22 protein-coding genes are annotated in these 22,772 nt (G+C 73.8%); 15 read left to right on the forward strand and 7 right to left on the reverse strand.

Annotated elements, in window-relative coordinates; all coding sequences use genetic code 11:
* The first annotated feature begins 159 nt into the window (after positions 1 to 159).
* Positions 160 to 825 carry a TetR family transcriptional regulator gene (locus AC0VYN_RS28350; protein ID WP_475533238.1) on the forward strand — a complete coding sequence of 222 codons (666 nt, stop codon included), beginning with the start codon at positions 160 to 162 and terminating at the stop codon, positions 823 to 825.
* A 36-nt stretch (positions 826 to 861) separates the two neighbouring features.
* Here the strand turns inward: AC0VYN_RS28350 and AC0VYN_RS28355 are convergent, their stop codons facing one another.
* The gene (locus AC0VYN_RS28355; RefSeq protein ID WP_475533239.1) at positions 862 to 1,536 is read right to left on the reverse strand and encodes a phosphotransferase; all 675 of its coding nucleotides are present in this window, start codon (positions 1,534 to 1,536) and stop codon (positions 862 to 864) included.
* 304 nt (positions 1,537 to 1,840) lie between these two features.
* Between AC0VYN_RS28355 and AC0VYN_RS28360 the strand changes: the two genes are divergently transcribed.
* The 7 genes from AC0VYN_RS28360 to AC0VYN_RS28390 all read left to right on the forward strand — a co-directional run bounded on the left by AC0VYN_RS28360 (position 1,841) and on the right by AC0VYN_RS28390 (position 9,684).
* Positions 1,841 to 3,091, forward strand: coding sequence for a prenyltransferase/squalene oxidase repeat-containing protein (locus tag AC0VYN_RS28360; RefSeq protein WP_475533240.1), 1,251 nt, complete (start codon positions 1,841 to 1,843; stop codon positions 3,089 to 3,091).
* Positions 3,088 to 3,747, forward strand: a complete 660-nt coding sequence (locus tag AC0VYN_RS28365; RefSeq protein WP_475533241.1) for an SCO2322 family protein — start codon at positions 3,088 to 3,090, stop codon at positions 3,745 to 3,747. The genes AC0VYN_RS28360 and AC0VYN_RS28365 overlap by 4 nt, the downstream gene beginning before the upstream one ends.
* Positions 3,748 to 3,859: 112 nt before the next feature.
* Positions 3,860 to 5,056 carry an energy-coupling factor transporter transmembrane component T gene (locus AC0VYN_RS28370; protein WP_475533242.1) on the forward strand — a complete coding sequence of 399 codons (1,197 nt, stop codon included), beginning with the start codon at positions 3,860 to 3,862 and terminating at the stop codon, positions 5,054 to 5,056.
* Positions 5,053 to 6,729 (forward strand): ABC transporter ATP-binding protein, encoded by a 1,677-nt coding sequence (locus tag AC0VYN_RS28375; RefSeq protein WP_475533243.1) that lies wholly within the window; start codon positions 5,053 to 5,055, stop codon positions 6,727 to 6,729. The genes AC0VYN_RS28370 and AC0VYN_RS28375 overlap by 4 nt, the downstream gene beginning before the upstream one ends.
* On the forward strand, positions 6,726 to 7,574 hold the full coding sequence (locus AC0VYN_RS28380) for an ECF transporter S component (protein WP_475533244.1): 849 nt from the start codon (positions 6,726 to 6,728) through the stop codon (positions 7,572 to 7,574). The genes AC0VYN_RS28375 and AC0VYN_RS28380 overlap by 4 nt, the downstream gene beginning before the upstream one ends.
* A gap of 89 nt (positions 7,575 to 7,663) precedes the next feature.
* A complete protein-coding gene (locus AC0VYN_RS28385) occupies positions 7,664 to 9,214 on the forward strand; it encodes a serine/threonine-protein kinase (protein ID WP_475533245.1) in 1,551 nt (516 codons plus the stop codon).
* 215 nt (positions 9,215 to 9,429) lie between these two features.
* A complete protein-coding gene (locus AC0VYN_RS28390) occupies positions 9,430 to 9,684 on the forward strand; it encodes a hypothetical protein (RefSeq protein WP_475533246.1) in 255 nt (84 codons plus the stop codon).
* Here the strand turns inward: AC0VYN_RS28390 and AC0VYN_RS28395 are convergent, their stop codons facing one another.
* Positions 9,685 to 10,161 carry an ATP-binding protein gene (locus AC0VYN_RS28395; protein WP_475533247.1) on the reverse strand — a complete coding sequence of 159 codons (477 nt, stop codon included), beginning with the start codon at positions 10,159 to 10,161 and terminating at the stop codon, positions 9,685 to 9,687. It lies immediately after the preceding gene.
* 92 nt (positions 10,162 to 10,253) lie between these two features.
* Here AC0VYN_RS28395 and AC0VYN_RS28400 point away from each other — a divergent pair, with 92 nt between their 5' ends.
* The 3 genes from AC0VYN_RS28400 (at position 10,254) to AC0VYN_RS28410 (ending at position 13,074) form a co-directional block, all read left to right on the forward strand.
* Positions 10,254 to 11,102 carry a helix-turn-helix domain-containing protein gene (locus tag AC0VYN_RS28400; RefSeq protein ID WP_475533248.1) on the forward strand — a complete coding sequence of 283 codons (849 nt, stop codon included), beginning with the start codon at positions 10,254 to 10,256 and terminating at the stop codon, positions 11,100 to 11,102.
* Positions 11,077 to 11,334 carry a DUF397 domain-containing protein gene (locus AC0VYN_RS28405; protein ID WP_475533249.1) on the forward strand — a complete coding sequence of 86 codons (258 nt, stop codon included), beginning with the start codon at positions 11,077 to 11,079 and terminating at the stop codon, positions 11,332 to 11,334. Before AC0VYN_RS28400 ends, AC0VYN_RS28405 begins: the two co-directional genes overlap by 26 nt.
* 102 nt (positions 11,335 to 11,436) lie before the next feature.
* On the forward strand, positions 11,437 to 13,074 hold the full coding sequence (locus AC0VYN_RS28410) for a hypothetical protein (protein ID WP_475533250.1): 1,638 nt from the start codon (positions 11,437 to 11,439) through the stop codon (positions 13,072 to 13,074).
* Here the strand turns inward: AC0VYN_RS28410 and AC0VYN_RS28415 are convergent.
* Entirely contained in the window at positions 13,028 to 15,127 is a 2,100-nt protein-coding gene (locus AC0VYN_RS28415; protein WP_475533251.1) for a bifunctional glycosyltransferase 87/phosphatase PAP2 family protein, read from the reverse strand. The two genes, AC0VYN_RS28410 and AC0VYN_RS28415, sit on opposite strands and share 47 nt — an antisense overlap.
* 474 nt (positions 15,128 to 15,601) lie before the next feature.
* On the opposite strand from AC0VYN_RS28415, the gene proP reads away from it, so the two are divergent.
* Both proP and AC0VYN_RS28425 read left to right on the forward strand, forming a co-directional pair.
* Positions 15,602 to 16,999, forward strand: a complete 1,398-nt coding sequence (gene proP / locus AC0VYN_RS28420) for a glycine betaine/L-proline transporter ProP (protein WP_475533252.1) — start codon at positions 15,602 to 15,604, stop codon at positions 16,997 to 16,999.
* Between the two features lie 163 nt (positions 17,000 to 17,162).
* Positions 17,163 to 17,834, forward strand: coding sequence for an O-methyltransferase (locus AC0VYN_RS28425; RefSeq protein ID WP_475533253.1), 672 nt, complete (start codon positions 17,163 to 17,165; stop codon positions 17,832 to 17,834).
* 16 nt (positions 17,835 to 17,850) lie between these two features.
* Here AC0VYN_RS28425 and AC0VYN_RS28430 read toward each other — a convergent pair whose 3' ends face one another.
* On the reverse strand, positions 17,851 to 18,243 hold the full coding sequence (locus AC0VYN_RS28430; protein ID WP_475533254.1) for a hypothetical protein: 393 nt from the start codon (positions 18,241 to 18,243) through the stop codon (positions 17,851 to 17,853).
* 92 nt (positions 18,244 to 18,335) lie between these two features.
* Here AC0VYN_RS28430 and AC0VYN_RS28435 point away from each other — a divergent pair, with 92 nt between their 5' ends.
* Positions 18,336 to 18,743 (forward strand): DnaJ family domain-containing protein, encoded by a 408-nt coding sequence (locus AC0VYN_RS28435; RefSeq protein WP_475533255.1) that lies wholly within the window; start codon positions 18,336 to 18,338, stop codon positions 18,741 to 18,743.
* A gap of 10 nt (positions 18,744 to 18,753) precedes the next feature.
* Here the strand turns inward: AC0VYN_RS28435 and AC0VYN_RS28440 are convergent, their stop codons facing one another.
* Complete coding sequence (locus tag AC0VYN_RS28440) at positions 18,754 to 19,371, reverse strand: hypothetical protein (RefSeq protein ID WP_475533256.1); 618 nt, start codon at positions 19,369 to 19,371, stop codon at positions 18,754 to 18,756.
* Between the two features lie 5 nt (positions 19,372 to 19,376).
* The gene (locus tag AC0VYN_RS28445; protein ID WP_475533257.1) at positions 19,377 to 20,042 is read right to left on the reverse strand and encodes a hypothetical protein; all 666 of its coding nucleotides are present in this window, start codon (positions 20,040 to 20,042) and stop codon (positions 19,377 to 19,379) included.
* A gap of 160 nt (positions 20,043 to 20,202) precedes the next feature.
* Here AC0VYN_RS28445 and AC0VYN_RS28450 point away from each other — a divergent pair, with 160 nt between their 5' ends.
* A complete protein-coding gene (locus AC0VYN_RS28450) occupies positions 20,203 to 20,694 on the forward strand; it encodes a GNAT family N-acetyltransferase (RefSeq protein ID WP_475533258.1) in 492 nt (163 codons plus the stop codon).
* A gap of 5 nt (positions 20,695 to 20,699) precedes the next feature.
* On the opposite strand, the gene AC0VYN_RS28455 is transcribed toward AC0VYN_RS28450, so the two are convergent.
* A complete protein-coding gene (locus tag AC0VYN_RS28455) occupies positions 20,700 to 22,751 on the reverse strand; it encodes an MDR family MFS transporter (protein WP_475533259.1) in 2,052 nt (683 codons plus the stop codon).
* Between the last annotated feature and the right edge of the window lie 21 nt (positions 22,752 to 22,772).

The raw sequence follows: 22,772 nt of genomic DNA on the forward strand, positions 1-22,772 counted from the left end.
GGGACGTTAATCTGGAACAAGTTTCAGACTTGATCGTCAGAGGCCTCGAATCTACCGGCAGGTAGGGGCCCTGTGACGAGTGGATCAGGTGATTCACGCCACGACGGCGGCCCCGGCGGGACACCTGCCGGGCCGGGTGGGGGGAAGAAGGTGACCAAGGTGACCAAGGTGGACAACCCGGTGGCGGGAACGGCGGCCGGACCCGTGCGCCGCTCCCCGCCCTCCCCGCCCCTGACGGAACGGCAGGAGGCGCGCCGTCGCCGCATCCTCCAGGCGAGCGCCCGGCTGGCCGCCCGGGGCGGTTTCGACGCGGTGCAGATGCGCGAGGTCGCCGAGTCCTCGCAGGTGGCCCTCGGCACGCTGTACCGCTACTTCCCGTCCAAGGTCCATCTGCTGGTCGCGACCATGCAGGACCAGCTCGAGCGCCTGCACGCGACGCTGCGCAAGCAGCCGCCGGACGGCGAGACGGCGGCGGAGCGGGTGGCGCAGACCCTGATGCGGGCCTTCGGCGCCCTCCAGCGCGAGCCGCGGCTGGCCGAGGCGATGGCCCGCGCCCTCACCTTCGCCGACCGCAGCGTCTCCCCCGAGGTCGACCGGGTCTCCCGGCAGACCACGGCGATCATCCTGGACGCGATGGGCGGCCCGGACCACCCGGCCCCCGAGCGGCTCTCCGCGGTCCGTGTCGTCGAGCACACCTGGCACTCCACCCTGATCGCCTGGCTCGCGGGCCGCGCGTCCCTCGACCAGGTGAAGGTGGACATCGACACGGTGTGCCGTCTGCTCGACCTGACGGAGGCCGGGGAGGCGAGCACCCCGGTCCGGTGAACGGACCGGGAGCCCTTCGGGGGCAGGCCGGTCGGGTCAGCCCAGGTGCGAGCGGATCAGCGTCTCGGCGGCGGGCAGGACCTCCCGTTCCCGCCGGCTCATGGTCGGGTTGGCCGCGCGCCGCCGCCGCGCCTCGGCGAGGCCGTCCGGCGTGAGGCCCGAGGGGTCGGCGAGCAGCGCGGCCAGCATCTCCCCCGCGGGGCCGGCCATCGGCCCGTCGGGGTCGGCGGCCACCTGGGCGAGGATCACCGCGGACATGCCCCAGTCCAGGCCGGGGTCGCCCTCCTCGGCGTTGGACCAGTCGATGACCCGGGGCCCGTCGGGTGTGAGGATCACGTTGTCCGGGTGCAGGTCGAGGTGGAGGACGCGGACGCCGGGATCCGCGGAGCCGGGGGCGGGGACCTCGTGCAGCCGCCGCAGCAGCCGGGCCAGTTCGGCACCCGCCTCGCGGGGCGTCGGCGAGCCCGACAGGCACGCCCGCAGCATGGTCGGCCCGGACAGCCGCTCCATCACCAGATCGGTCCGCGGCGCTCCCGGACCGCCGGGCCGCACCCGGGGCACCGGGTAGCCGTGCGCGCGCACGTGCTCCATCACCGTGCCCTCGGCCACGGCGTCGCCGATGCCCTCCCGATCGCGGCGCAGCACCCACGCCTCGTCGATCTCGTACACGTCGGCCGTGCGCCCGGAACCGAGCAGTCTCCCCAGTGGCATGACGGGAAGGTACGGGAGGCCCTCCCGTCCCCCGCGACCGCCCTCGGCCCGCCTGCCTACGGGCGGGTAAAGTGGCGGCGTCGTCATCACACCCGTACGGGGGGAAGCCGGTGCAATTCCGGCGCTGACCCGCAACCGTGAGCCGTCCGTCCCGGGCGGTGAGCCGGATCGCCCCGGGCGGAACTGTGACCGGCTCACGTGCCCGGCGCCCGCCGTGCACGGGCACCGTCGAGGCATACGGGGCCGAGCCGCCGGGGGTGCCCCGTGCTGTCCGGTCCCGCACAGGGAAAGGCACCCGCCGATCATGAACGTCCGCCGTCGCAGCGCCGCGGCTCTGGCCGCCATAGCCGTGCTCGGCGCCGCCGCCGCGCCCGCGGTCGCCGCCGACCCGTCACCGTCCGCCTCCGCGACCGCGCCCGCCGGGCTCTACGGCACCGCCGACCCGCAGTACGACGGGGTCTGGCGCCAGTCGCTCGCGCTGCTCGCCCAGGACACCGCGGGCGTGATCCCGGCCACGAAGGCCGTGGACTGGCTCGCCGGGCAGCAGTGCGACAACGGCGCCTTCGCGCCCTACCGGGCCGACACCGGCAAGCCGTGCGACGCCAAGACCATGGTCGACACCAACAGCACGGCCGCCGCCGTCCAGGCCCTGTGGGCCGTCGGCGGGCGCGGCGACGTCGTCGAGGACGCCCTGGCCTGGCTGAAGTCCGTGCAGAACAAGGACGGCGGCTGGGGTTACACCCCGGGCGGTCCCAGCGACGCCAACTCCACCTCCGTGGTCATCGGCGCCCTGACGGCCACCGGCACCAAGCCGGAGGACGTCACGAAGGGCGGCAGGTCGCCCTACGACGCCCTGCTGACGTTCGCCCTGCCCTGCTCCGGCGGCGAGGGCGCGGGGGCCTTCGCCTACCAGCCCGAGAAGGACGGCAAGCTCCTCGCGAACGACGACGCGACCGCCGCCGGTGTCCTCGGCGCGCTCGGCAAGGGCCTGGTCGCCGAGCCGGGCAAGGCGGCGGGCGGCGCCACCGGCTGCGCCGGCGCGGACCGGCCCACCCGGGAGCAGGCCGCCGCGAACGGCGCCGCCCACCTCGCGCGGACCGTCGCCAAGGACGGCCACCTGACCTCCGCCCTCGCCGGTGCGGACCCCCAGCCCGACTACGGCAACACCGCCGACGCCGTCGTCGCGCTCGCCGCACAGGGCGGGGCGAAGAGTGCCGCGAAGCCGCTGGCCTGGCTGGAGAAGAACGCCGCGGCCTGGGCCGCGCAGAGCGGGCCCGCCGCCTACGCGCAGCTCATCCTCGCCGCCCACGCCACGGGCACCGACCCGCGCGCCTTCGGCGGCACCGACCTGGTGGAGCAGCTCAACGCCACGGGTCCGGCCCCGAGCGGGGTCAAGGTGAGCGACCGTGCCACCGGCCAGTCCGGGAAGGACGAGCAGAAGGACGGGAAGGACGACTCCCCGTTCGGCGTCTGGTGGTTCGTCGGCGTCTGCCTCGTCTTCGGCATCGGCATCGGCATCTTCATCAGCGGCCGCAACCGGAAGCAGCAGCCGTGATACGCCGCCTGGCGCTCCTGCTGCTGGCCGCGCTCGTGATCGTCGCGGGCGCGGGCCCGGCGCAGGCCACCGGCTACCGGTACTGGTCCTTCTGGGACCGTGACGGCGACCACTGGACGTACGCCACCCAGGGCCCCTCGACGGCCCGCCCCTCCGACGGCGACGTGCAGGGCTTCCGCTTCTCGGTGAGCGAGGACTCCGGCGACGCGGCCCAGCCGCGCGGCACGGCGGACTTCGCGGCGATCTGCGCGAAGACGCCCGCGGAGGAGGGCAGCAAGCGGGTGGCGCTCGTCCTGGACTTCGGTACGGCGTCCGACGCCCCGTCCGGCGAGACCCCGCCCGCGGGCCGTACGGCCTGTGCGCGCGTCGCCGCCGACGCCACGACGGCCGACGCCCTGGCCGCCGTGGCGGGTCCCCTGCGCTACGACACCAACGCCCTGCTCTGCGCCATCGCGGGCTACCCGAGGGCGGGGTGCGGGGAGCAGGTGTCGTCGCGGAAGCAGGACCCGACGACGACCGCGGCCCCCGAGCAGAAGCCCGCGCAGGAGGACGACGGCGGTCCGTCGGCCGGCCTCGTCACGGGCATGGCGATCGTCGCGGCCCTGGCCGCGGCAGCGGCCTGGCAGTCGAGGCGGCGCGGAAATGCCAACTCCTGACCCAACGCCTGCGCAGCCCACGGCCAGCCGAGCCGCGCACCCCGCCCAGCCCACCCAGCCTGCTGGGGCGACGGGGGTCGCCCCGCTCGAGCGCAGCCGAGAGCGGGGGAGGGTGGGCGCAGGCCGCGCCCCGTCAGCGCGGGCGAGCGCCCCCACCCCCTGGCGCCGGCGCACCCCGACCCCGCGCCCGACGCCCGGCGCACCCACCCCCCGCGCCCGGCGCACCCCACAGCTCCACCCCGGCGCCTGGTGGCTCTGGGCCCTCGCCCTCGGCACCGCCGCCACCCGCACCACCAACCCCCTCCTCCTCGCCCTCCTCGTCGCCGTCTCGGCCTACGTCGTCATCGCCCGCCGCCCCGACGCCCCCTGGTCCCGCTCCTACGGCGCCTTCGTCAAGCTCGCCCTCGCCGTCCTCCTCATCCGCCTCGTCTTCACCACCGTCCTCGGCTCCCCCATCCCCGGCACCCGCACCCTCGTCACCCTCCCCGAAGTCCCCCTCCCCCACTGGGCGCAGGGCATCCGCCTCGGTGGCCGCGTCACCGCCGAGGGCCTCGCCTTCGCCCTGTACGACGCGATGAAGCTCGCCGCCCTCCTCGTCTGCGTCGGCGCCGCGAACGCCCTCGCCAACCCCTCCCGCCTCCTCAAGTCCCTCCCCGGCGCCCTGTACGAGATGGGCGTGGCCGTCGTCGTCGCCCTGACCTTCGCCCCGAACCTCGTCGCCGACGTCCACCGCCTGCGTGCCGCCCGCCGCCTCAGGGGCCGGCCCGACAAGGGCGTGCGCGGCCTGCTCCAGGTCGGACTGCCGGTGCTGGAGGGCGCCCTGGAGCGCTCCGTCGCCCTCGCCGCCGCGATGGACGCCCGCGGCTACGGCCGTACCGCCGAGGTCCCCGCCGCCGTACGCCGTACCACCGCCGCCCTCACCCTGGGCGGACTGCTCGGCGTCTGCGCGGGGACGTACGGCGTGCTGACCGCCGCCGGCGGCACGTACGGCGTCCCGGTCCTCGTCGCCGGGCTCGCCGCCGCGCTCGGGGGACTGTGGCTCGGCGGCCGCCGGTCCCCGCGCACCCGTTACCGCCCCGACCGCTGGGACGCCCGCGCCTGGCTGGTCACCGCCTCCGGCGTGGCCGTCGCGGCCCTGATGTCCGTGGCCGCGTCCGTCGACCCGGCGGCGCTGCATCCGGGCGTGGTCCCCCTGGTCGCGCCGTCGCTCCCGCTGTGGCCGGCGGCGGCGGTGCTCGTCGGTCTGCTCCCGGCGTTCGTCACCCCCGCCCCCGAGCCCGCCTCCGCACCCGTCGAGGAGCCGTCGTGATCCGCTTCGAGGATGTCTCCGTGACGTACGACGGAGTGGCCGAACCCACCGTCCGCGGCGTGGACTTCGAGGTCCCCGAGGGCGAACTCGTCCTGCTGGCCGGCCCGTCGGGCGTCGGCAAGTCGACCGTGCTCGGCGCGGTCGGCGGCCTCGTGCCGCACTTCACCGGCGGCACCCTGAGCGGCCGGGTCACCGTGGCCGGCCGCGACACCCGCACGCACAAGCCGCGCGAACTCGCCGACGTGGTCGGCACGGTCGGCCAGGACCCGCTGTCCCACTTCGTGACGGACACCGTCGAGGACGAGCTCGCCTACGGCATGGAGTCCCTGGGCCTCGCCCCGGACGTGATGCGCCGCAGGGTCGAGGAGACCCTCGACCTGCTGGGCCTGTCCGGCCTGCGCGCCCGTCCCATCGCCACGCTCTCAGGCGGCCAGCAGCAGCGCGTCGCCATCGGCTCGGTCCTCACCCCGCACCCCGCCGTCCTGGTCCTGGACGAGCCGACCTCCGCCCTGGACCCGGCCGCCGCGGAGGAGGTCCTGGCGGTGCTCCAGCGCCTGGTCCACGACCTCGGCACGACGGTGCTGATGGCCGAGCACCGCCTGGAGCGCGTCGCGCAGTACGCCGACCAGGTCGTCCTGCTGCCGTCCCCGGGCGCCGCGCCGGTCATCGGCTCCCCGGCGGAGGTGATGGCCGTGTCCCCGGTGTGTCCGCCGGTGGTGGACCTGGGCCGGCTGGCCGGCTGGTCCCCGCTGCCGCTGACGGTCCGGGACGCCCGCCGCCGCGCGGCCCCGCTGCGGGAGCGGCTGGACGGCCGGCGGCCCCCGGAACGCACCCCCGCGGGCTCCGTGCTCCCGGCGCCCCGGCCCGCGCCCGCCTCCCGGTGGCCCCGCCGCCGGAAGGTCCCGGACGCCGCCCCCTCCCCGTACGCCGCCGAGGTCCGTTCCCTCGCCGTCCGGCGCGGCCGCGTCCAGGCGCTGCGCGACGTCGGCCTCGCCGTCTCCCCCGGCGAGACGGTCGCCCTCATGGGCCGCAACGGCGCCGGCAAGTCCACCCTCCTTGCGGCGCTCGTCGGCCTCGTCGAACCGTCCGCCGGTTCGGTCCGCGCCGGCGGCGCCGTGCCGCACCGCACGGCCCCGCGCGAGCTCGTCCGCCGGGTCGGTCTGGTCCCGCAGGAGCCGCGCGACCTGCTGTACGCGGACACGGTCGCCGCCGAGTGCGGGGCCGCGGACCGGGACGCGGACGCGGCGCCCGGCACCTGCCGCGCACTGCTGACGGAGCTGCTCCCCGGCGTCACCGACGGCACGCACCCCCGCGACCTGTCGGAGGGCCAGCGCCTGACCCTCGCCCTGGCCGTCGTGCTGACGGCCCGCCCGCCGCTGCTGCTCCTGGACGAGCCGACGCGCGGCCTGGACTACGCGGCGAAGGCCCGCCTGGCGGGCATCCTGCGCTCGCTCACGGCCGACGGCCACGCGATCGTGCTGGCCACGCACGACGTGGAACTGGCCGCCGAGCTGGCCGACCGGGTCGTGCTGCTCGCCGAGGGCGAGGTGATCGCCGACGGCCCGGCGGCGGACGTGGTGGTGGCCTCCCCGTCCTTCGCCCCGCAGGTCGCGAAGGTCCTGGCGCCGCAGAGGTGGCTGACGGTGGCGCAGGTGCGGGAGGCCCTGTCGTGAGCGACGCACACCCGGACACCAAGCCCGCCGCACCGCAGCGCCAGGCCCGCGCCGTCCGCCTGGGCCCCCGTTCCGTCGTCGCCCTGGTGCTGGTCAGCGCGGTGGGCGTGGCGGGCTTCGGCTGGCCCTTCCTCGCCCCGCCGGACGCCTCGGTGAACGCCCACGCCCAGGACGCGCCGTGGCTGTTCGCGGGCGTGCTGGTGCTGCTGGTGGCGGTGGTGGCGGCGACGATCTCGGAGTCGGGTCTCGGCCCCAAGGCCGTGGCGATGCTCGGCGTGCTGGCGGCGGCGGGCGCGGCACTGCGCCCCATCGGCGCGGGGACGGCCGGCCTGGAGCCGATGTTCTTCCTGATGGTCCTCAGCGGCCGGGTCCTCGGCCCGGGCTTCGGCTTCGTCCTCGGCTCGGTCACCATGTTCGCGTCCGCGCTGCTCACGGGCGGGGTGGGGCCGTGGATGCCGTTCCAGATGCTGTCGATGGGCTGGTTCACGATGGGCGCGGGCCTGCTGCCCTTCCCGGACCGGCTGCGCGGCCGGGGCGAACTGCTCCTGCTCGCCGTGTACGGGTTCCTGGCCGCGTTCGCCTACGGCACGGTGATGAACCTCGCGGGCTGGACCTTCATGAACACGCTCGCCTCGAACATCGCCTTCGACCCGGACGCGTCGGTCGCCGACAACCTGGCCCGCTTCCTCGCGTACTGCCTGGCCACGTCCCTCGGCTGGGACGGGGGCCGCGCCGCGATGACGGTCGCGCTCACCCTCGCGCTCGGCACACCGGTGCTGAAGGCCCTGCGCCGCGCCACCCGCCGGGCGGCCTTCGAGACCCCGGTCACCTTCGACTCGCCGTGACCTGACGTCCCGAAGTGGCCTCCCATTGACCCGCATTCGTGGGATAGTGCCAGTATCCAAACGGCTGGCGTGGCAGTACGGGGGTACGGATGACCGGCAGATTCACCCCGCTCGACGCCGACGACCCCAGGACCGTCGGCGGATACGAGGTCCGGGCACTCATCGGCGCCGGCGGTATGGGGCGCGTGTACCTGGCCTTCACCCCGGGCGGCCGGCCACTCGCCATCAAGGTCGTACGGCCAGACTACGCACACGATCCGGAGTTCCGCCGCCGTTTCCAACGGGAGATCAAGGCTGCCCGGAGCGTCGAGGGCCTGTACACCGCGCCCGTGGTGGACGCGGACAGCGGGGCGAAACTCCCCTGGCTGGCCACCGCCTACGTACCGGGCCCATCGCTCGCACAGGCCGTCTCCGAGCACGGGCCCCTCCCCCTGTCCACGGTCTTCCGGCTGATCGCCGGTGTCGCGGAGGGCCTCGCGGCCGTCCACGCCCGTGAGTTGGTACACCGGGACCTCAAGCCGGCGAACATCCTCCTCGCCGACGACGGGCCCCGGGTCATCGACTTCGGCATCGCCCACGCGGCGAACGCGACGTCCGCCACCACCGCCGGGATCCGTATCGGCACCCCCGCGTTCATGGCTCCGGAGCAGGTCCGCGGCCGCTCGGCGGGACCACCGTGCGACGTCTTCGCCCTCGGCAACCTCGCCGCGTACGCGGCGACGGGCCAGGCCGCCTTCGGCGAGGGCAACACCGAGGCGCTCTTCTACCGCATCCTGCACGAGGACCCGGACCTGGAGGCCTGTCCGCCCCAGCTGCGCGAGATCGTCCGACCCTGCCTCGCCAAGGACCCCGCGAAACGGCCCGGCGTCGACTGGATCATGAAGCAGGCCCGCCGCGGGACCGGGGGCGAGACCCTCGACCTCACCGGCGGCTGGCTCCCCGACACCGTGGCCGGCTCACTGGCGGCCTACGACACGGCGAAGTACAGCGCGACGGCCACGACCGTGAAGCGCGCTCCGGACCCGAAGAAGACGAAGAAGATCGACGCCCCGTCGAGCTCCGGCACCGGTTCGGGCTACGGCTGGCTCGGCTTCCTCGCCGTCGTCGTCGGCGTGATGGTGCTCGTGATCGGCCCGGGCAAGCTCCTCGACCGGCTGGAGTCGCAGACGGCGGACGAGCCCGCCGTGTCGGCGGACGCCGGCGGGACACCGTCCGCCGGAGGCGAAGCCGTCCCGAGCCCTCAGCAGCCGGAGGACACACCGGAACCGGACGACTACACACCCGAGCCCGACGAGTACACCTCCGAACCCGAACCCGAGGACACCACACCGGCCGGCTGCGAGGACGCCATGTCCGGCGTCAGCGAATACAACGAGGCGACGGACCCGGGCACCGCCGAGCTGATCGATCTGGAGGTCGACCTGGAGTTCGCCGCGAAGGACGCCGACGACCCGGACGTCTCCGGCGCAATCAACGATCTCGCCGACGACATGCAGGAGCTGAGGAGCACCCTGAACGACATCGGGTCCGCGAACGCCTCCGGCGACACCTGGCGCGGTGACCAGCTCCGGGAGTACTACGACACGGTCAGCAATCGCATGACCAGCGACTTCGACATCCTGAGCGCCCTCTGCCACTGATCCGTCGGCCGCGGTCCGTCCGGTCCCGCTCCATCGAGACGCCGGTCACGTCCGGGAAGGCCGCCGGGGTGAGCAGCCCCACGTGACCCGCGGCACCTACGAAGCCGCCTCGTAGCCGACGGGCCACACATGGGCCCCCTCACGGCCGCTTTCGGTCGGATCTACGATCATCGAACCAGGCGAAGGCGGACACCCACCTGATCGACCTGCCGACCGTGGAGACCCCCTCGGACCCGATCGCCGTGGCCCTGGACAACCTGGCCCGCATCGTCCAGGACAACGTCGCCGCCGAGATGGTCTTCAACACCGACCTCAAGGTCGCCGACGCCCTCAAGGGCAAGGAGGACCTCCTCTCCGACGAGATCCTCCAGCAGATCGGCGGGACGGCGCCCACCGCCAGGACGGCCGGTTTCACCGCGGCCGTGGCGGCGGGCACCTGCCCGATCACCGGGCACACCGCGACGGTGTGATCACCGGGCGTCCCCCGCCTCCAGGACGGGGGGCGCCCCCGCGCACCGCTCCGCGGGGTCCCCGCACTCGAACCACACCGTCTTGCCGCGCCCCGGCCCCGACGTGACACCCCACGTGTCGGCCACCGCGTCCAGCAGCACCAGCCCCCGCCCGCCCTCGGCGTCGTCGGGCACCTCGCCGGACAGGCGCGGGCGTCGCGGACTGCCGTCCGTCACCTCGACCCGGACTCCGGACCCGTCCGCCCGCCGCAGCAACAGCAGCGTGCAGCGGTGGTCCGGGACATGACGCACGACGTTGGCCAGCAGCTCCGTCACGCCCAGTTCCACCGCCTCGGTGAGTCCGGCGAGCTCCCACTCGGCCAGGTAGGAGCGGACGATCCGCCGGACGTGCCGGGCCGAGTGCGCGCCGGCGGTGAAGCGCATCGTGTACTGGTCCGGGCAGTGACCCACGAGGGCCGGGGGAAAGTAATCGTTCACGGCACGAGCCTGACGTGGGGCGACTACCGTGGGCTACCGAACGAATACAACCGGTCCCGCGGTGGGCCGAGTTGCGCGAGAGGGGCCTCTGCGTGACCCACGTCAACATCCTCGACCCGGGAGCCTCACCGCTCGACTACTACGGCTTCGAGCTGCGCCGGTACCGCGAGGCCGCGGGACTGACCCAACGGCAGCTCGGCGACATCGTGAACTACACCGGCTCCCTGGTCGGCCAGATCGAGACCGCCCGGAAACTGCCGACGCCGGAGTTCAGTGAACGGGTGGACGCGGCGCTGGGCACGGGCGGACTGCTGTCCCGCCTGGTCACGCTGGTGATGCGCAGTCAGCTTCCGGGGTGGTTCCAACAGGTCGCCGAGTTGGAGGCGCGGGCGGTCGAGATCTGCGCTTTCCAGACGCACATGGTGCACGGACTGCTCCAGACCGATGCGTATGTACGAGGCGTACTCGGAGCGCTGGACGAGACCGACCTGGACGACCGTACCGCCGTGCGACTCGCACGCCAGCGCATCTTCGAAAAGGCCGAGCCGCCGGTTCTGTGGCTGGTGCTCAGCGAGGCGGCCATGCACCAGGAGATCAGCGATTGGGAGACGATGCGGGGTCAACTCGCCCGTCTGTTGTCGTTCGAGAGCAATCCCCGGATCAACGTGCAGGTGCTGCCGTTCTCTGTGGGGGCGCATGCGGGGCTGCAAGGCTCATTTACCCTCTTCCGCTTCGCCAGCGACCCGACCATCGTCTACACAGAGGGGTACGGCACCGGTCATCCGACGGCCAACCCGGACACGGTGAAGGACTGTTCGCTCCGTTACGATCACCTCTGGGCCGCCGCGCTTTCTCTCAGGGATTCGGCGGAGCTGATCCGCCGGGTGATGGAGGAACGCTATGGAGAACAAAGCAATGCCGACGAGGATCCAGTGGCGTAAGTCCAGCTACAGCGGCGACCAGGGCGGCGAGTGCGTCGAGTGCGCGCCGCTCGGCCGGCTCGCGTGGCGCAAGTCGTCGTACAGCGGCGACCAGGGCGGGAACTGCGTCGAAGTCGCCGAACTGCGCTCCGCCGTCGCCGTCCGCGACTCCAAGGACCCGGCGGGCCCCGTCCTGGCTCTCGCCCCCGCCGCCTTCGCCGCCTTCCTCGACTGGGCCTCCGTACCGGCCTGATGACCCGGCCCCGGGTCGGATCAACGTTTCTGTTCGAATTATCGTCTTCGCACGTGTGTCCGCACCGGACGCAGCTGACGAAGCCGAACGGAAACCCCGACCGTGGTCCCTGCCGATCTCACCGTCTCCCGTCCCGAACAACGGGCGGACGGACGCCGGAACGACGCGCCGCGCACCTTCTGGCACCGGCACCGCGTCCCACTGCTCGCGACGCTGCCCACCCTGCCCCTGTACGGGCTGTGGTGGGCGTACCTCGCCACCGGCGGCGGTGACCTCGCGGCGCAGCAGGCGTGGGCGGACTTCGCGGCGCGGCACGGCGGGTCGGCGTACGGGCTGTTCTGGTACGGCGGGATGCACACCGCCAACTACAGCCTCATATCCCCCTACTTGATGGCCGCGCTCGGCGTGCGCACGGTCACCGTGGCGTCCGGGCTGGCCGCCACCTGGCTGGCGGCCGTGCTGATCAGGCGGGCGGGGGTGCGCCGGCCGCTGTGGCCCGCGCTGCTCGCCTCGCTCGCACTGTGGTGCAACGTGGCCTCGGGGCGGACGACCTTCGCCCTGGGCGTAGCCCTCGGACTGGCCGCGTGCGTGCCGCTGGTCCGGGAGCGGCGGCTCGCCCTCGCCGCCGCCTACGCCGCGCTCGCCACCATGGCGTCGCCGGTGGCCGGGCTGTTCCTGGCCGTCGTCGGGGCCGGGTTCCTGCTGGTGCGGGACTGGGGCCGGGCCCTGGTCCTGCTGATACCGCCCGCCGCCGTCGTCGGGCTCACCACGCTGTTCTTCCCCTTCACCGGGGAGCAGCCGATGCCGGCGGGCCGGATCTGGCCGCCCGTCGCGCTCGGGCTGGCCGTCACCGTACTGGCGCCGCGCACCTGGCGGGTGGCGCGGTGGAGCGGCGCCGTGTACGCGGTCGGGACGGTGCTGACGTACCTCGTCGCCTCGCCCGTCGGGACGAACGTCGAGCGCTTCGTCGAGCTGTTCGCGCCCGCCGCGCTGCTCGCCGCCCTGCTCACCGTGGACCGGAAGCGGCGCGTCACGAGCGCTCTCCTGGTCGTCGCGCTCGTCTACTCCGTCGGATGGGTGGGGAAGAAGACCGTCGACGACCTGCGGGTGTCCACGGCCGTGCCCGCCTGGGCCGCCGAGACGGACGGGCTCGTCCGGGCGCTGGACGGGCTGGGCGCCGACCGCACCCGGGTCGAGGTCGTGCCCGCCCGCAACCACCGCGAGGCCGCCGGGCTCGCCCCGCACGTCAATCTCGCCCGCGGCTGGAACCGGCAGCTCGACGTGGAGCGCGGCCGTCTCTTCTACGACGGCAGCTTCTCCGCGGCCGGCTACCGGGCCTGGCTGGACCGCTGGGGCGTCGGCCTCGTCGTCCTGCCGCTCGGCAGGCCGGACGGCCCCGCCGAGGCCGAGGCGGCGCTCGTGCGGGACCCCGGGCTGCGGCCCGAGTGGCTGGAGCCGGTCTGGCAGGACGAGCACTGGCGGGTCTACCGGGTGCGGGACGCCGTGCCGCTGGTCTCCGCGCCCGGCACCGTCGTGACGACCACCGGCGTCGAGCTGGTGCTGCGCGCCGAGCGGCCGGGCCCGGTCACCGTGAAGGTCGCCTGGTCACCGTGGCTGCGGGCCGACGGCGGGTGCCTGACCCGGGACGGCGAGTTCACGCGGCTGACCGTCCCGGCGGCGGGCGAGTACCGGATCAGCTCGGCGTACCTTCCTTCGCCGACGACGCCGGACCGCTGCTGACCTCGTCGGCCGGGGGACGGGAGGGAGCCGGCAGGGCCTGCCGCGCCGCGGCCGTCACCGTCCGGGCCCGGGGGCCCTGGAGCAGGTACGTCAGCCCGAAGCCCCCGCCGACCACGAGCGCGCCGCCCACCGCGTCCAGCACCCAGTGGTTGCCGGTCGCCACGATCGCCGAGACCGTGAACAGCGGGTGGAGCAGGCCGAGGGCCTTCATCCACGTCTTCGGCGCGATGACCGCGATCGCCAGTCCGCACCACAGCGACCAGCCGAAGTGCAGCGACGGCATCGCCGCGTACTGGTTGGTGAGGGCCGTCAGCGTGCCGTAGTCGGGCTTGGAGAAGTCCTGCACGCCGTGCACCGTGTCGATGATGCCGAGCCCCGGCATCAGGCGCGGCGGGGCCAGCGGGTACAGCCAGAAGCCGACCAGGGCCAGCAGGGTGGCGAAGCCCAGGGAGGCGCGGGCCCAGCGGTAGTCGACCGGGCGGCGCCAGTACAGGACGCCGAGCACGGTCAGCGGGACGAAGAAGTGGAACGACGTGTAGTAGAAGTCGAAGAAGTCCCGCAGCCAGCCGATCCGCACCACCGCGTGGTTGACCGCGTGCTCGATGTCGATGTGCAGGACACGCTCGAGGTCGAGGATCTGGTGGCCGTGCGCCTCCGCCCGCTCCCGGCCGGCGGAGTTGCTGCCGCCGGTCGCCGCGAGCCGGACCTGGGAGTAGGCGGCGTAGGTGACCCGGATGAGGAGGAGTTCCAGGAGGAGGTTGGGGCGGGTCAGGACCCTGCGCAGGTGGGGCAGGAGCGGGACGTGCCGGAAGCGGGCGGGGACCGGTGCCGCGTAGCTCGTCGGCACCGGGGAGTCGTAGTACGGCGAGGTGCGGGGCAGGAACGGCACGGCGACGGCCGCGGCCAGCGCCGCGAGCAGCACGAGGTCGTCGCGCAGCGGGTACAGGGCCGGCATGTCCGGCAGCATCATCCTGGCGGGCAGCGTCATCACCAGCACGACGGCGACCGGCCACACGTACCGGTCGGAGGCGCGCCTGCCGACCCGGCCGACGACCGCGAGCAGCACCCACAGGAGCTGGTGCTGCCAGGTGGCCGGCGACACGGCGACGGCCGCGCAGCCGGTGACGGCGACGGCGAGCAGGAGCTGGCCGTCGCGGGCGTAGCGCACCGCGCGGCGCAGGGCGAGGACGGCGACGGCCGCGCCGAGGACGAGGAAGAGGGCGATCTCCAGGGGGCCGGAGAGGCCGAGCCGCAGCAGGGCGCCGTGCAGGGACTGGTTGGCGAGGTCGTCGGCCGCGCCGCCGAGCCCGACGCCCGCCAGGTGGTGCACCCAATAGGTGTACGAGTCCTGCGCCATCGCCGCCCAGGCGATCGCCGTGCAGGCGGCGAAGGTGGCGGCGGTGGACACGGCGGCCCGTCCGCGGTCGGTGAACCACAGCAGGGGCACGAACAGGAGCACGGTCGGCTGGAAGGCCGCGGCGACGCCGATCAGCACGCCGCCGACACGTTCGCCGTGCTCGCCGCGGACGGTGAAGCAGCCCAGCAGGACGAGCAGGACGGGGAGGATGCTGGTCTGGCCGAGCCACAGCGCGTTGCGCACCGGCAGCGAGAGCATCAGCAGGCTCACTGCGACCGGCGCCGCCAGCAGCGCCGTGCGGCGGCCCACCGGCTGGGGCAGGGCGCGGGCGGCGACCACGCCGAGGGCCACGACCAGCAGCAGCGAGCCGAAGGTCCAGCCCCAGCCGAGGGCCTGTTCGGCGGCGCGGGTGAAGGGCTTGAGGACGAGGCCGACGAAGGGGGTGCCGGTGAACTGCGTGGAGTCGTACAGCGAGCCCTCCACGTGCAGGACCCCGTGCTCCCCGACCCACGTCTCCAGGTCCGTCAGCCGTTCTCCGCTCGGGGTGCCGAGGACCGAGGCCAGCTGGCGTACGGCGAGGATGGCCGCGACCAGCCACAGTCCCAGCCGCGCCGCGCGCAGCCGTGCTCTGGTCGCCGCGACGGCCGGTGCGCCGAAGGCCTCCGCCGGTCGCCCACTGCTCTCCGCATTCGCCACGCCCCGCGGCCTCCCGCCCCGCTCGTCCGCGCGCCCGTGTGCGCGGTGCTGTCCCTGCGAACCCTATGAGGCTCGCACCGCCCCCTGGGGGAGACGCAGGCAACCCCCGTTCCGCCTGACCGCCGTCCGTCATCGGCCGGCCCCTCGGCCGCCTTTTGTCCGCATGACGATAGTGCGGTCGTACTCGGGGCGCTTCCCGTCCTGTTCCGCCGGCCCCTCACGGCCCCGGCCGGAGCGAGAAGGATCACAGGTCAGAGGCCCAGGGCGTGCTCCGTACCGACGAGACGTGCCTGTTTGCACGACATATTGATGCACTGTGCAACGAACACCCTACCGGGCGTAAGCGGCACATCAGCGCCTATGGTCGCTTTTCGGCCTGTGGCGCGTTGCCGCGGGTTCCTTCCGGCCCGGCGACAGTGCCGCCGTGCGGGTCGCGGTGTCCCTGTCCCCGTCGAAAGGTAGGTGAGCGGAGTTTTGTCGGCTGCCACCGTCGCATCCCATCCGTCCCTCGAGAAGCCGGTCCGCTCCGGTGCGTCGGCGTCCGGCGCCCGCGTCACCTCCACCGACCCCGCCCTCGTCAAGCGCGCCGTGAAGGCAGCGGCGCTCGGCAACGCCATGGAGTGGTTCGACTTCGGCGTCTACAGCTACATCGCCGTGACGCTCGGCAAGGTCTTCTTCCCCTCGGGCAACCCCACCGCCCAGCTCCTCTCCACCTTCGGCGCCTTCGCCGCGGCGTTCCTGGTCCGGCCGCTCGGCGGCATGGTCTTCGGCCCGCTCGGCGACCGGGTCGGGCGGCAGAAGGTCCTCGCCGTCACGATGATCATGATGGCGGCCGGCACGTTCGCCATCGGCCTGATCCCGTCCTACGCGTCGATCGGCGTGTGGGCGCCGGTGCTGCTCCTGGTGGCCCGCCTGGTGCAGGGCTTCTCGACCGGCGGCGAGTACGCGGGCGCGTCCACCTTCATCGCCGAGTACGCGCCGGACAAGCGGCGCGGGTTCCTGGGGAGCTGGCTGGAGTTCGGCACGCTCGCCGGCTACATCGGCGGCGCCGGACTGGTGACCCTGATGACGGCGCTGCTGTCCGACGGCGACCTCACCTCCTGGGGCTGGCGCATCCCCTTCCTGATCGCCGGACCCATGGGCATCATCGGCCTGTACCTGCGGATGCGGCTGGAGGAGACCCCGGCGTTCGCCGCCGAGGTCGAGAAGGCGGAGGCCTCCCGGCCCCGCGTTCCCCTGCGGGACATGATCACGGGGCAGTGGAGGACGCTGCTGCTGTGCGTCGGCCTGGTGCTGGTCTTCAACGTCACCGACTACATGCTCCTGTCGTACATGCCCAGCTACCTGACGAGCGAGCTGAAGTACGACGAGACGCACGGACTGCTGGTCGTGCTGGCCGTGATGGCGCTGATGATGATCGTGCAGCCGTTCGCGGGCGCGCTCACCGACCGGGTCGGGCGACGGCCGGTGATCGCGGCGGGCTGCGCCGGCTTCCTGCTGCTGTCCGTCCCCGCGCTGCTGCTGATCCGCCAGGGCAGTCTGCTCGCCGTGGGGCTCGGCATGGCCGCGCTGGGCCTGCTGCTGGTCTGCTTCACCGCGTCGATGCCGTCCGCCCTGCCCGCGCTGTTCCCGACCCGGGTGCGCTACGGCTCGCTGTCGATCGGCTTCAACGTCTCCGTGTCCCTCTTCGGCGGCACGACGCCGCTGGTGGTGACGGCGCTCATCGGGGCGACGGGCAACATGATGATGCCCGCCTACTACATGATGGGCGCGGCCGTGATCGGCGGCGCGGCGGTGTGGTTCATGACGGAGTCGGCCGGACGCCCGCTGCCCGGCTCGGCCCCCGCGGTCGAGCGCACCGAGGCCGCCTGAGCACACCGAGGCCAGCCGAGCACACCGGGGCCACCGGGGCCCGGCCGGGGGACACACCCGGCCGGGCCCCGGTCAACTCCGGGACACGCCCTCCCCGCGCGTCTATATTCGTTAGCGCATCTATTTAGCAGTGCTAACCACGCGTACGGGAGGCATCCCCGGTATGAGCGACTCACGGCTCTGGGACGACGTCGACGCCTACTTCACCGGCCATCTCGCACCGGGGGACGACGCCCTGGAGGCCGCCCTGCGGGAGAGTGACGCCGCCGGGCTGCCGCCGGTGGCCGTCACCCCCACCCAGGGCAAGTTCCTCCACCTGCTCGCCCAGGTCCAGGGCGCCCGCACCATCCTGGAGATCGGCACCCTCGGCGGATACAGCACCATCTGGCTGGCCCGCGCCCTGCCCGCCGACGGCCGCCTGGTCACGCTGGAGTACAGCGCCCGGCACGCCGAGATCGCCGTCCGCAACATCGCCCGCGCCGGCCTGGAGTCCGTCGTCGACGTGCGCGTGGGCCCGGCGCTGGAGTCGCTGCCGAAGCTCGCCGACGACAACCCGCCGCCCTTCGACCTGGTCTTCATCGACGCCGACAAGGGCAACAACCCGCACTACCTGGAGTGGGCGCTGCGGCTCACCAGCACCGGCAGCCTCATCGTCATCGACAACGTGGTGCGCGGCGGCCGGGTGGCCGACGCCGGCAGCGACGCCGAGGACGTGCGCGGCACCCGCGCCGCCATCGAGATGATCGGCAGCCATCCGCGGCTGAGCGGCACCGCGGTCCAGACCGTCGGCAGCAAGGGCTACGACGGCTTCGCGCTGGCCCGCGTACTGGCCTGAGCGGCCGGGCGGCGGCCTACGCCTCGTGGTAGAAGCCGACGTTGACGCTGCGCGGCCCGGTGCGGTCCTGGACGACGATCTCGCCGCTGCCGCCCCTGGGCAGCGCCACGGTGCCGCCGTGGACGAGGGGCTGCGTGTGCGCGCCGGCGGTGAGCCGGACCTCGGAGGACGGGTCCGGCTGCGAGCCGCGCAGCCAGGTGAGCTGCCACGTGCCGTCGGGGCCGCACCGGAACTCCAGGTGGACGCGGGAGACGAACAGCCAGTCGTCCGGCGTCGACAGCCGGCACACGGACCGGTCCCGGCCCACCCGCAGCACCGCGCCCGGCTCGCTGGGCGCGTCGGCCATCTGCATACCGGCGGTGGCGCCCGCGTCCGCCGCGGTGACGGCGGCCATGGTGAGTTCGAGCACGTGCGCTCCTTCGAGACGTCCCGGCTGGGCGTTGGCTGGTCGCCGCCGCATGATAGATCGGCCGGTGGTGCGGTGTCCGGCACAATGGGGTCATGACCGAGCGAAAGCCACCGGGCGTCGACTTCGAGTCCTTCGTCGACAAGCAGATCCGCGACGCGGACGCGCGCGGCGCGTTCGACCGGTTGCCGGGGGCGGGGAAACCGCTCCCGAGCGACGTGGAGACTCCGTACGACGAACTGTGGTGGGTCAAGCGGAAGATGGCCCGCGAGGGCCTCTCCGTGCTGCCGCCGACGCTGGCCCTGCGCAAGGAGGCGGAGGACGCGCTTCAGGCGGCGGTGGACGCCCCGACGGAGGGGGCCGCCCGCACGATCGTCGAGCAGATCAACGTCAAGATCCGTGACGTCATGTTCAAGCCACCGCCCGGGCCCCCGCTGGGTCTCAAGCCCTACGACGTCGAAGAGGTCGTGGGCCGGTGGCGGGAGCGCCGGGCGGAGCGGTGACGCCTGCGCGTCACACGTGCATCAGGCGGTCGGCCAGCTCGCGGTAGTCCCGCAGGGCCAGGCGGAGCTGTTCGGTGTCGGTGCTCGTCGCGCGGGTCTCCTCGCCGTCCTGCCAGGAGGTGCGCAGGGCGCGGCGGCGGTGCGTCACGGCGTCCGTGAAGCGGGCGGCGAGCTCCTCCAGGACGCGGTCGGCCTCCTCGACCGAGGCACGCGGGGCGTCGACGAACTCCGTCACCGCGTGGTGGAGCCGCTGCCCGAGCCTGTCGCACTCCTCGTGCGGCAGCAGCCCGTGCCCGTCCACGGCCCCCTCGGCACGGGTACCGGCGCCGTTGCCGGTGCCGTGGGTCCCCGAGCCGGGGGTGACCCCGTCGCGGATACGGGCACCGAGACCGGTGTCGTGGCCGGCGTCGTGGCCGGTGTCGTGTCCGGCGCTGGTGCCCGCGTCGTTGCCGGTGCGGGGGCCGGCGCCCTGGTCGGCGCGCCCGCCGGGGGTCTGGTCGAAGCCGCCCGCCGGGCCGGCTCCGTGATCGGCGCGGTGGGCGCCCGGGGCGGTTTCGCCGTGGGCGCCGGGGATCCGCGGGTCTCGTTCGGCGGGGGTGCCGCCGGGCTGCCGGGTCACGTCGGACATGTGGCTCAACTCTCCTTCGGCTGACGCTTGCTGAACGACCAGGAGTGGTGCGCGCGGGCCGGTGCGGGTGCGCCGCCTTCCGCCCCGGTCCGGTGCCGGCCGCCGTCGTGGCGGGACGGGCGCAGCAGGTCCTCGAACAGGGCGCGCGCATCGACCAGGGACGCGCGCATCTCCTCCGTGCCCGCACCGCTGTCCTGCGCCCCGTCCACTCGCGCGTGCGTCACGCGGTGCACGCGCCGGTAGCCCTCGACGTGGTGGGCGTGGTGCACGGACAGCGCGGCGAGCTGCTCCTCGTACTGGCCGCCGTCCGGGAAGCCGCGGGCGCCGGCCACCTCGGCGATCAGAAGGTCCGCCTCGGCGACCGCCTCGCGCGGGGAGTCGACGAAGCGCTCCTGCACGGCCGTCCAGCGCGCCTCGAAGCGCTCGCGCTCGGCCGGGTCGAGCTGCCTGGTCTGCAGCGACCCGTGCCGCTCGACGCGCTCGGCCAGTTCACGCTCGGCGGCCTTGGTGTCGCCGTCGTGCCGGGCCACGGCCCGGTCGTACTCGGGCCCGAAGCGCCGCTTCAGGTTTCCGCCGTGCTGGGAGCCCCGTGCGCGCGAGGCCAGGACGGCCGCGACAACGAGCACGGCCGCCACGATCACGATCAGAGCGATGATCACGCCTGTGGACATGTGTGCCTTCCGGGTTCTCGGGCCACCGGCTCTCGGACGGCCGGTTCGCACTTCGTGTTGCCGCGCAGATCCGCCTCAAACGGCGCCCGGGAGGCGCCGACGGCGCATCGGTGGGAAAATACGGTCGCGCACCGGACGGCCGGTCCCGAGAATGCCGGTCATGACCTGGACCGTCGCCCCGGAACCGCACGACTCCCCCGTCGCCGCCGCCCTGTGGCGCGCGTACTACACGGAGGTCAGCGACCGCTGGTACCTGCTGCACGAGGGACGGCGCACCGACCCGGACGAGCTGGAGCGGGAGATCGCCGCGCACTCCGGTGCCGACCTGGCCCGGCTGCTGGTGGCCCGGTACGCCGGTGAACCGGCCGGCACCGCGGGCGTACGGCTGCTGGACGGCACGACCGCCGAGCTGACCCGGGTGTTCCTGCGGGCGGACCTGCGCGGCCGGGGCGGCGCCGCGCTGCTGGTCGGAGCCGCGGAGGAGGCCGCGCGGGAGCTCGGCGCCGCGCGGATCGTCCTCGACACCCGCGGCGACCTCGTCGAGGCCCGCTCCCTGTACGCGCGGCTCGGCTACACGGAGACCGAGGCGTACAAGGACGACCCGTACGCCGAGCACTGGTTCACGAAGCCGCTGGACGGGGCCGCCGTCTGAGGGGTTCAGGGGGACCGGGTGAGGAGGGTGCGCTCGTCGTGCGGGCGCTCCCGCTCCGACCCGCACAGCTCACCGGTGAGCTCCTTCACCAGCCGCACCAGGTCGGTCGGGCGGTCCGGCCCCCACCAGTCGCCGAGGAGCTCGGCCAGGGAGTCCTCCCGGGCCTGCGCCAGCCGCTCGGCGTACTCGCGTCCCCGGTCCGTCAGGACCAGGTCGGGGCCCTCGCGGACGGCGAGGTGCCGCTCCTCCACCTGGCGCGCGGCCGCCATGACGGCGGTCAGCGGAACGGGGCTGCGCTCGGCGAGCACGGCCGGCTCCACCCGGCCGTACTTCCTGACCCGCAGCAGCATCCAGCTCGCCGCGGGCAGCAGGTCGTAGCCCGCCCGTTCGGTGATCCGCCGGTAGATCTCCCGGCGGCCCTCGCGGGTGCCGAGCACCGACAGGGCGCGGCACACCTCGTCGTGCGAGGACCGTTCGACCGGGTTGCTGGCGTAGGTCTGCGAGCCGTCGGGCGCCGTGACCGAGCCGCGCAGCCGGTCCTCCTTGAGGAACCAGGCCAGCGCGAAGCCGAGGAGGGCGACGGGGGCGGCGTACAGGAAGACGTCGGTGATGGCGGACGCGTAGGCGTGCAGGACGTCCGGGCGCAGGGCGGGGGGCAGGGCGCCGATGCCGCGCGGGTCCGCCTTGAGCGAGTCCGCGGAGACGCCGGGCGGCAGCGTGGCGCCGCCGAGCACGTCGGTGAGCCGGTCGCCGAGGCGGCCGGAGAAGACCGTGCCGAAGATCGCGACGCCGAAGGACGCGCCGATGGACCGGAAGAAGGTGGCGCCGGAGGTGGCCACACCCAGGTCCTCGTACGCAACGGCGTTCTGCACGATGAGGACGAGGACCTGCATCACCAGGCCGAGGCCCACGCCGAAGACGAAGAAGTAGACGCTCATCTCGGCGGTCGAGCTGTTCTCGTCGAGCCGGTGCAGCAGGACCAGGCCGAAGGCGGTGACGGCCGTGCCCGCGACGGGGAACACCTTCCAGCGCCCGGTGCGGCTGACGATCTGCCCGGAGCCGGTCGAGGCCAGCAGCACGCCGACCACCATCGGCAGCATGTGCACACCGGACATGGTCGGGGTGACCCCCCGCACGACCTGGAGGAACGTGGGCAGGTAGGTCATCGCGCCGAACATCGCGAAGCCGACGATGAAACTGATGACGGCGGAGAGCGTGAAGGTGCGGACGCGGAAGAGCTTGAGGGGCAGGACGGGCTCCGCGGCCCTGCGCTCCACCGCCACGAACACCACGGCCAGCACGACGCCCAGCACCGCCAGCCCGACGATCTGCGGCGATCCCCACGCCCAGGTCGTGCCGCCGAGCGAGGCGACCAGCACCAGGCAGGTGGCGACGGAGGCGATGAGCAGGGTGCCCAGGTAGTCGATGACGTGCCGGGTGGTGCGGCGCGGGATGTGCAGCACCGCCGCGATCACGGCGAGCGCGACGATGCCGACGGGCAGGTTGATGTAGAACACCCAGCGCCAGCTCAGATGCTGGGTGAAGACCCCGCCGAGCAGCGGCCCCAGCACGCTGGTCGCGCCGAACACGGCACCGAACAGGCCCTGGTAGCGCCCGCGTTCCCGGGGGGACACCAGGTCGCCGACGATAGCCATCGACAGCACCATCAGTCCGCCGCCGCCCAGGCCCTGAAGGGCGCGGAAGGCGATCAGCCCGGACATGCTCTGCGCGACGCCGCACAGCGCGGAGCCCACCAGGAAGATGACGATCGCCGTCTGGAACAGCCGCTTGCGGCCGTACTGGTCGCCGAGCTTGCCCCACAGGGGGGTCGCGGCGGTCGCGGCCAGCAGGTACGCGGTGACGACCCAGGACAGGTGCTCCAGCCCGCCCAGGTCGCTGACGATGGTGGGCAGCGCCGTCGACACGATGGTCTGGTCGAGGGCGGCGAGCAGCATGCCGAGGAGCAGGGCCCCGATCGACACCAGGACGCCACGGGAGACCTGTTCGCGGTCCTCGGGCCCTGCCGCCTCCGTCGCTTCGCGCACATCCGCTGCCATCGATGACCTCCCGGCGCTGTC

The organism is Streptomyces sp. 63XJN7_1_ISO-PGPR-S23-121, assembly GCF_056173025.1.